7 protein-coding genes and 1 rRNA gene are annotated in these 6,433 nt (G+C 73.4%); 4 read left to right on the forward strand and 4 right to left on the reverse strand.

Annotated features, from left to right (window positions below; genetic code table 11):
* Both rrf and ABKW28_RS22345 read left to right on the forward strand, forming a co-directional pair.
* Window positions 1-76, forward strand: a 5S ribosomal RNA gene (gene rrf, locus ABKW28_RS22340); the annotation flags it as partial.
* 79 nt (window positions 77-155) lie between these two features.
* On the forward strand, window positions 156-1,109 hold the full coding sequence (locus tag ABKW28_RS22345) for a tetratricopeptide repeat protein (protein WP_348613418.1): 954 nt from the start codon (window positions 156-158) through the stop codon (window positions 1,107-1,109).
* Between the two features lie 29 nt (window positions 1,110-1,138).
* On the opposite strand, the gene ABKW28_RS22350 is transcribed toward ABKW28_RS22345, so the two are convergent.
* Window positions 1,139-1,660 carry a hypothetical protein gene (locus ABKW28_RS22350; protein ID WP_348613420.1) on the reverse strand — a complete coding sequence of 174 codons (522 nt, stop codon included), beginning with the start codon at window positions 1,658-1,660 and terminating at the stop codon, window positions 1,139-1,141.
* Between the two features lie 86 nt (window positions 1,661-1,746).
* On the opposite strand from ABKW28_RS22350, the gene ABKW28_RS22355 reads away from it, so the two are divergent.
* Together ABKW28_RS22355 and ABKW28_RS22360 are read left to right on the forward strand one after the other, a co-directional pair.
* Window positions 1,747-2,682 (forward strand): alpha/beta hydrolase, encoded by a 936-nt coding sequence (locus ABKW28_RS22355; RefSeq protein WP_348613422.1) that lies wholly within the window; start codon window positions 1,747-1,749, stop codon window positions 2,680-2,682.
* A 138-nt stretch (window positions 2,683-2,820) separates the two neighbouring features.
* Window positions 2,821-3,354 (forward strand): DUF3145 domain-containing protein, encoded by a 534-nt coding sequence (locus tag ABKW28_RS22360; protein ID WP_193670225.1) that lies wholly within the window; start codon window positions 2,821-2,823, stop codon window positions 3,352-3,354.
* A gap of 9 nt (window positions 3,355-3,363) precedes the next feature.
* Here the strand turns inward: ABKW28_RS22360 and ABKW28_RS22365 are convergent, their stop codons facing one another.
* The 3 genes from ABKW28_RS22365 to ABKW28_RS22375 all read right to left on the reverse strand — a co-directional run.
* On the reverse strand, window positions 3,364-3,816 hold the full coding sequence (locus tag ABKW28_RS22365) for a hypothetical protein (protein ID WP_348613424.1): 453 nt from the start codon (window positions 3,814-3,816) through the stop codon (window positions 3,364-3,366).
* Window positions 3,817-3,913: 97 nt separating this feature from the next.
* The gene (locus tag ABKW28_RS22370; RefSeq protein WP_227492120.1) at window positions 3,914-5,314 is read right to left on the reverse strand and encodes a carboxyl transferase domain-containing protein; all 1,401 of its coding nucleotides are present in this window, start codon (window positions 5,312-5,314) and stop codon (window positions 3,914-3,916) included.
* 68 nt (window positions 5,315-5,382) lie between these two features.
* Window positions 5,383-6,433, reverse strand: a 1,051-nt coding sequence (locus tag ABKW28_RS22375) for a beta-ketoacyl-ACP synthase II (protein WP_348613426.1), incomplete at its 5' end; no start/stop codon positions are given.

The following is a 6,433-nucleotide window of genomic DNA, read 5'->3' on the forward strand; positions in this document are numbered from 1 at the left end:
GAACCCGGAAGTTAAGCCTTTCAGCGCCGATGGTACTGCAACCGAGAGGTTGTGGGAGAGTAGGACGCCGCCGGACATACACTCCGTAGGGGCCACCGCAAGGTGGCCCCTACGTGCATTTACCCCTGACCATCAGGTCGACGAAGGAGCATCCCGTGGCTGAGCAGCGACGCAACCAGCGCCCCACCGGCGCTCGCCCCTCGGGTGGGCGTCCCACCGGCGGGGGCCGTCCGTCCTCGAGCAGGTCCTCGGAGGGGCGTCCCGAGCGCGGTGGACGCTCGGACTCGCGCGACTCCCGTGACTCCCGCGGTGATCGCGACTCCCGCGGTGGACGCGGTGGCCAGTCCCGCGACCGCAAGTCCGGGCCCCGTGGGGCCGGCAGCGGTCGCTCGGTCGAGAAGGAAGCACCCCGCTCCGCCGACCAGGCGGTCTACGACGGCCCCGAGCTGCCCGACGACATCACCGGCAAGGAGCTCGACCGCTCTGTCATCGCCCAGCTCAAGGGCCTGCCCGAGAAGCTGGCGGCCCGGGTGGCACGCCACCTCGCGGCGGCAGGGGCCCTCATCGACGAGGACCCCGAGACCGCCTACCAGCACACCCTGGCCGCGCGTGCGCGCGCGCCTCGGTTGGCCGTGGTGCGCGAGGCCGCCGGTGAGGCGGCGTACGCAGCGGGTCACTACGCCGAGGCGCTGGCCGACCTGCGAGCCGCGAAGCGGATGAACGGCGCGACCGCGTACCTGCCGATCATCGCGGACTGCCACCGCGCGCTGGGGCAGCCCGACCAGGCGCTCAAGCTCGCCAAGAGCCCGTCGGTGGCCAACTTCGAGGCCGAGGCGAAGGCCGAGATGACCATCGTCGAGGCCGGAGCCCGTCGCGACATGGGCCAGATGGACGCCGCGCTGCGGACCCTCGAGCTGGCGCCGCTGCTCTCGAAGAGCCGCGCTCCCTGGGTCGTGCGGCTGCGCTACGCCTACGCCGACACCCTCGAGTCCGCCGGTCGGACCACCGACGCACTGGCGTGGTTCCACCGCACCGACGCCATCGACGCCGACGAGATCACCGACGCCGCCGAGCGCGCAGCCATCCTCGAGAAGGCCGAGCGGGGCTGACCCGACCGGGACCGCACCCGGTCGCTGCGTCAGGGGGTGAGGATCGCGAGGACGGCCTCGGTGCCCGCCTCGCGCTTGCCCCACCTGGGGCCCTCGCGGAAGGCGATCGCCGGTCGGTCCAGGTAGAGCGCTCCCGGCTCCTCGCCTACGACGCGCACCACGATCGAGTCGCCCGGGCCCAGCGTGGCCCCCGCGGGGTCCAGCAGGGCACGGCAGAACGGCTCGGGGTCGCTGGTGACCCCCACCGAGCCGCCGCGGCACAGGAGCGGCTCGAGGGTGACGGCGACCGTGGCGTCGGCGCGCAGGTGCACCCCGGCCACGTGGAGCTCGCGGTCGAAGTCGGCGCCGGCGCTCCAGACCCCCACGTAGACGGGCCTGCCTGCCGCGGTGACCGCCGTGACGTGGCCGTCGCGAGTGGGCAGTGTCGCCGGGTTGGTGACGAACCACCAGGCGAACAGCAGCGCGCCCGCGGTGGCGAGGCCAGCGACCGCACGTCGCACGAGCCTCCCGGGCGCGACCCCGAGACCGTGACCGGGGCTCTGTTGCGACATGGCAGGAGCGTAGGGCATGGGGAGCCGGCGTCTCGTGGGGGAGAACGTGTTCTTGTTCCGGGGTCCGCCGCTGGCATGATGGCCCGATGAGCGCTCCTGTGACACTGGACAGACCTGCCCTCGAGGGCAGCGTGGCCGTGCGTGACGGTCGCCGGCTCAGCTTCGCCGAGTACGGCGCACCGCGGGGCAGGGCCGTGGTCTGGATGCACGGCACCCCTGGAGCCCGTCGCCAGGTGCCGGTCGAGGCCCGTCGCCTCGCTCTCGAGCAGGGCGTGCGGATCATCGGTGTCGACCGCCCGGGGATCGGTTCCTCGACGCCGCACGTCTACCGCGACCTGCTCGACTGGACCCACGACCTGGAGCACCTGCTCGACGCGCTGGGTGTGGAGGCCACCCACCTCGTCGGGCTCTCCGGGGGAGGCCCCTACGTGCTCGCCGCGGGGGCCGCGCTGCCCGGGCGGGTGCACGGCATCGCGGTGCTCGGCGGAGTGGCCCCCACGGTGGGGCCGGACGCCGCCGAGGGCGGGGCGATCAGCCTGGCGGTGCGCCTGGCTCCGCTGCTCGCGCTGGGGCGCGTGCCGCTGGGCGTCGCCCTCAACCAGCTCGTGCGGCTCGCCAGGCCGGTGGCGGGGTCCTTCCTCGACCTGTACGCCGCCGTGCAGCCCCCCGGCGACAAGACCCTGCTGTCGCGACCGGAGTTCCGGGCGATGTTCGTCGACGACCTGCTCAACGGCAACCGCTTCCAGTCCACGGCGCCGATCAGCGACCTGCTGCTGTTCTGCCGCGACTGGGGCTTCGCGCCTGCCGACGTGCGGGTGCCGGTGCGGTGGTGGCACGGCGACGACGACCACATCGTGCCGCTGCGCCACGGCCGGCACGTCGTCGACCGGCTCCCCGACGCCGAGCTGACGGTCATCGAGGGCGAGAGCCACCTCGGGGGCCTCGGGGTGGTCGAGGAGGTCTTGGGGACCCTGCTGGATCTCGGCCCGCGCCGTGGCGCCGGTGCGGCCGCGCCGGCCTGAGGACGGCCGGCGACACGGGCCCGCGGGACTGGTGCTCGGCCGCATCATGGGCCACAATGATCCCAAACCACATATGTGTCACTCGATCCTTCGAGACTCCTGACGAGACCGCTGGGGAAGGCGTACCTCGCGCCGGAGATGAAGGAGGTCACGGTGACCGCAACGACTGCCACCCGCACCGCGACGAGGGGCGTGCTCTACGTCCATTCAGCACCCTCCGCGCTGTGCCCCCACATCGAGTGGGCAGTGGGCGGTGTGCTCGGCATGCCCGTGAGCCTGGACTGGACGCCCCAGCCGGCGCAGAGCGGGAGCTACCGCGCCGAGCTGTCCTGGACCGGCGCGGTGGGCTCCGCCGCCGCCACCGCCTCAGCGCTGCGCGGGTGGAACCACCTGCGCTTCGAGATCACCGAGGAGCCCAGCCCCGGTGTCGAGGGCACCCGCTACTCCTACACCCCCGACCTCGGCGTCTACCACGCCGTGACCGGGATGCACGGCGACATCATGATCCCCGAGGACCGGCTCAAGGCCGCGGTGGTCAAGGCTGCGCTCGGTGACACGACGTTGCTCGTCGAGATCGACAAGCTGCTCGGCAAGCCCTGGGACGACGAGCTCGAGACCTTCCGCCACGCGGGGGACGGTGCGCCCGTGCGCTGGCTGCACCAGGTCGTCTGAGGCGGCCGCTCAGCGTCGGCGCAGGCGGAACCTGGACTTGTCGGCCCAGCCGTCGTGCGTGGTGAAGCCGACGTAGTAGGTCAGCTTCGCCCGGATCTTGAACTTGCCCGCACGTGTCGAGGTGCTGCAGAACTCGAAGGCGTCGCGCCCCTTGCGACGGTCGGAGCCGCTGTGCAGCGCGCCCGAGGCCACGCTCTCGCCGCCGGGACCGACCAGGAAGGTCTCCAGGCCCCACGCCTGGTCGCTCGGCGGGCTCACCTTGTAGCGGTAGGTGTAGGAGCGGCAACCGGGCCGCAACACCTGGTCCTTGGCCCAGGTGCGGGCGTGCTCCGACATGTCGTGCGCGTCCGTGCCGGTGTGCGCCGCGGCCGGCGTCACCGCGCCGGCGAGCAGCCCGGCGGTGAGCAGGGTGGCCGAGGCGGCGGCGAGCGGTGCGGTGAGGTTGCGGGTGCTGGTCGTCATGCGGTCCTCCACGAGAGACGTCGTCGGTTCAACGCAGGTGCGCGCCGAACGTTACGTACGTCACAGCCCCTCGTCGACCGCGTCTACCCGCGGAGCGTCAGAGCGGGATGTTGCCGTGCGCCCCGCGGCGTACGCCGACGCTCTGGACGGCCTCGTCGATCGCCCGGGCGATCGCGGAGCGGGTCGCGGCGGGCTCGACGACCTCGTCGACCACGCCGATCTCGACGGCTCGCTCGACGCCGCCGGCGATCCGCTCGTGCTCGGCGGCGAGCTCGGCCTCGAGCGCGGGGCGGATCTCGGGGGAGACCTCGGCCAGCCTGCGGCGGTGCAGGATGCGGACCGCGGCGACCGCGCCCATCACCGCCACCTCGGCGCCGGGCCAGGCGAAGACCTTGGTGGCGCCCAGGGAGCGGGCGTTCATCGCGATGTAGGCGCCGCCGTAGGTCTTGCGGGTCACCAGGGTGACGCGCGGGACCACGCACTCGCCGAAGGCGTGCAGCAGCTTGGCGCCACGTCGTACGACGCCGTCCCACTCCTGGCCCACGCCGGGCAGGTAGCCCGGCACGTCGACCAGCACGATCAACGGGATGCCGAACGCGTCGCACATCCGCACGAACCGGCTCGCCTTCTCGGCCGAGAGCGAGTCGAGGCAGCCGCCCAGGCGCAGCGGGTTGTTGGCCACCACGCCCACGGTGCGCCCACCGAAGCGACCCAGGGCGGTGACGATGTTGGGGGCCCAGCGGGCGTGCAGCTCCTCGACGCTGTCCTCGTCGAGGACCTGCTCCACGAGCGGGTGCACGTCGTAGGCGCGCTTCTTCGACTCGGGCAGGACGGCGGCCAGGTCGCGGTCCTCGACGTCGGCGACCCGCAGGCTGCCCTGCGCCCCGAGCAGGTTCGCGATGCTGCGGGCACGCTGCAGCGCCTCCTCCTCGGAGTCGGTGAGCACGTGAACGACGCCCGAGCGGCGACCGTGCGGCTCGGGGCCGCCCAGGCGCAGCATGTCGACGTCCTCGCCGGTCACCGAGCGCACCACGTCGGGGCCGGTGACGAAGATGCGTCCCTCCGGCCCGAGGATCACGACGTCGGTCAGGGCGGGGCCGTACGCCGCGCCGCCCGCCGCCGGGCCGAGCACCACCGAGACCTGCGGGATGCGTCCCGAGGCCTGGGTCATCACCTGGAAGATGCGGCCCACGGCGTGCAGGCTCAGCACGCCCTCGGCCAGGCGGGCGCCGCCGGAGTGCCACAGCCCGATGATCGGGATCCGGTCGGTCATGGCGCGGTGGTAGGCATCGACGACCACGCGGCAGCCCTCGTCGCCCATCGCCCCGCCCATCACGGTGGCGTCGGAGCAGAAGGCGACCACGGGGGCGCCGCCGACCGTGCCGACCGCGGCCAGCATGCCGGACTCGTCGTCGGGGGTGATCAGCTCGAGGGAGCCCTCGTCGAGCAGCGCCCCCAGCCGGTGCCGGGGGTGGCGCGGGTCCTGCTCCCGGGGCAGCTTGGCCGGCTTCGCGGCGGGCGTGGTGGGAGGGGCGGAGGCGGTGCTCACGTGGTGGTCTCCTGGTCTCAGACGCTGCCGAAGGCGACGGCGACGTTGGCGCCGCCGAACCCGAACGAGTTGTTGAGCGCGACGATGTCGCCGAGCGGCAGGTCGCGGGCCTTGGTGGCGATGTCGAGGTCGACGGCGGGGTCCTGGTCGTCGAGGTTGATGGTGGGCGGCGAGGTCCGGTGGTGCAGGGCCATCACGGTGGCCACCGCCTCCACGGCGCCGGCGCCGCCGAGCAGGTGGCCGGTCATCGACTTGGTCGAGGTCACCACCACCTCGGTGGCGTGGGAGCCCAGGGTCGCGTGCAGCATCAGCCCCTCGGCGATGTCGCCGAGCGGGGTGGAGGTCGCGTGCGCGTTGACGTGCACCACGTCGGCGGGATCGACCTCGCCCTCGTGCAGGGCCCGGGCGATGGCCCGGGTGCCGCCGCGCCCCTTCGGGTCGGGCTGGGCGATGTCGTGGGAGTCGGCGGTCACGCCGGCACCCATCACCACGGCGTAGATGCGCGCACCGCGGGCCAGGGCGTGCTCCTCGGACTCCAGGACCAGCGCGCCGGCGCCCTCGCCGAGGACGAAGCCGTCGCGGCCGGTGTCCCAGGGGCGCGAGACCGTGGTCGGGTCGTTGGTGCTCTTGGAGAGCGCCATCATGTTGGCGAACGCCGCGATGTTGAGCGGGTGGATGGCGGCCTCGGTGCCGCCGGCGACCACGACGTCGGCGCGGCCCAGACGGATCTGGTCGAGGGCCAGCGAGATCGCCTCGTTGCCCGAGGCGCATGCCGAGACCGGGGTGCTGGCGAAGGCGCGCGCGCCGAAGGCCAGGCTGATGCTGGCCGCGGGCGCGTTGGGCATCAGCATCGGGACCGCCAGCGGCGAGACGCGACGCGGGCCCTTCTCGAGCAGCGCGTCGTAGTTGGACAGCAGCGTGGTGACGCCGCCGATGCCCGAGGCGAAGGCGACGCCGACGCGGTCGCCGTCGGGGCCGTCGCCCTCAGCGGTGTCGGCGAGACCGGCGTCGCTCCACGCCTCGGTGGCCGCGATCATCGCGAGCTGGGTCGAACGGTCCCAGCGCCGG

Origin of the sequence: Nocardioides sp. 31GB23 (assembly GCF_040012395.1) — a bacterium.
Lineage (GTDB): Bacteria > Actinomycetota > Actinomycetes > Propionibacteriales > Nocardioidaceae > Nocardioides > Nocardioides salarius.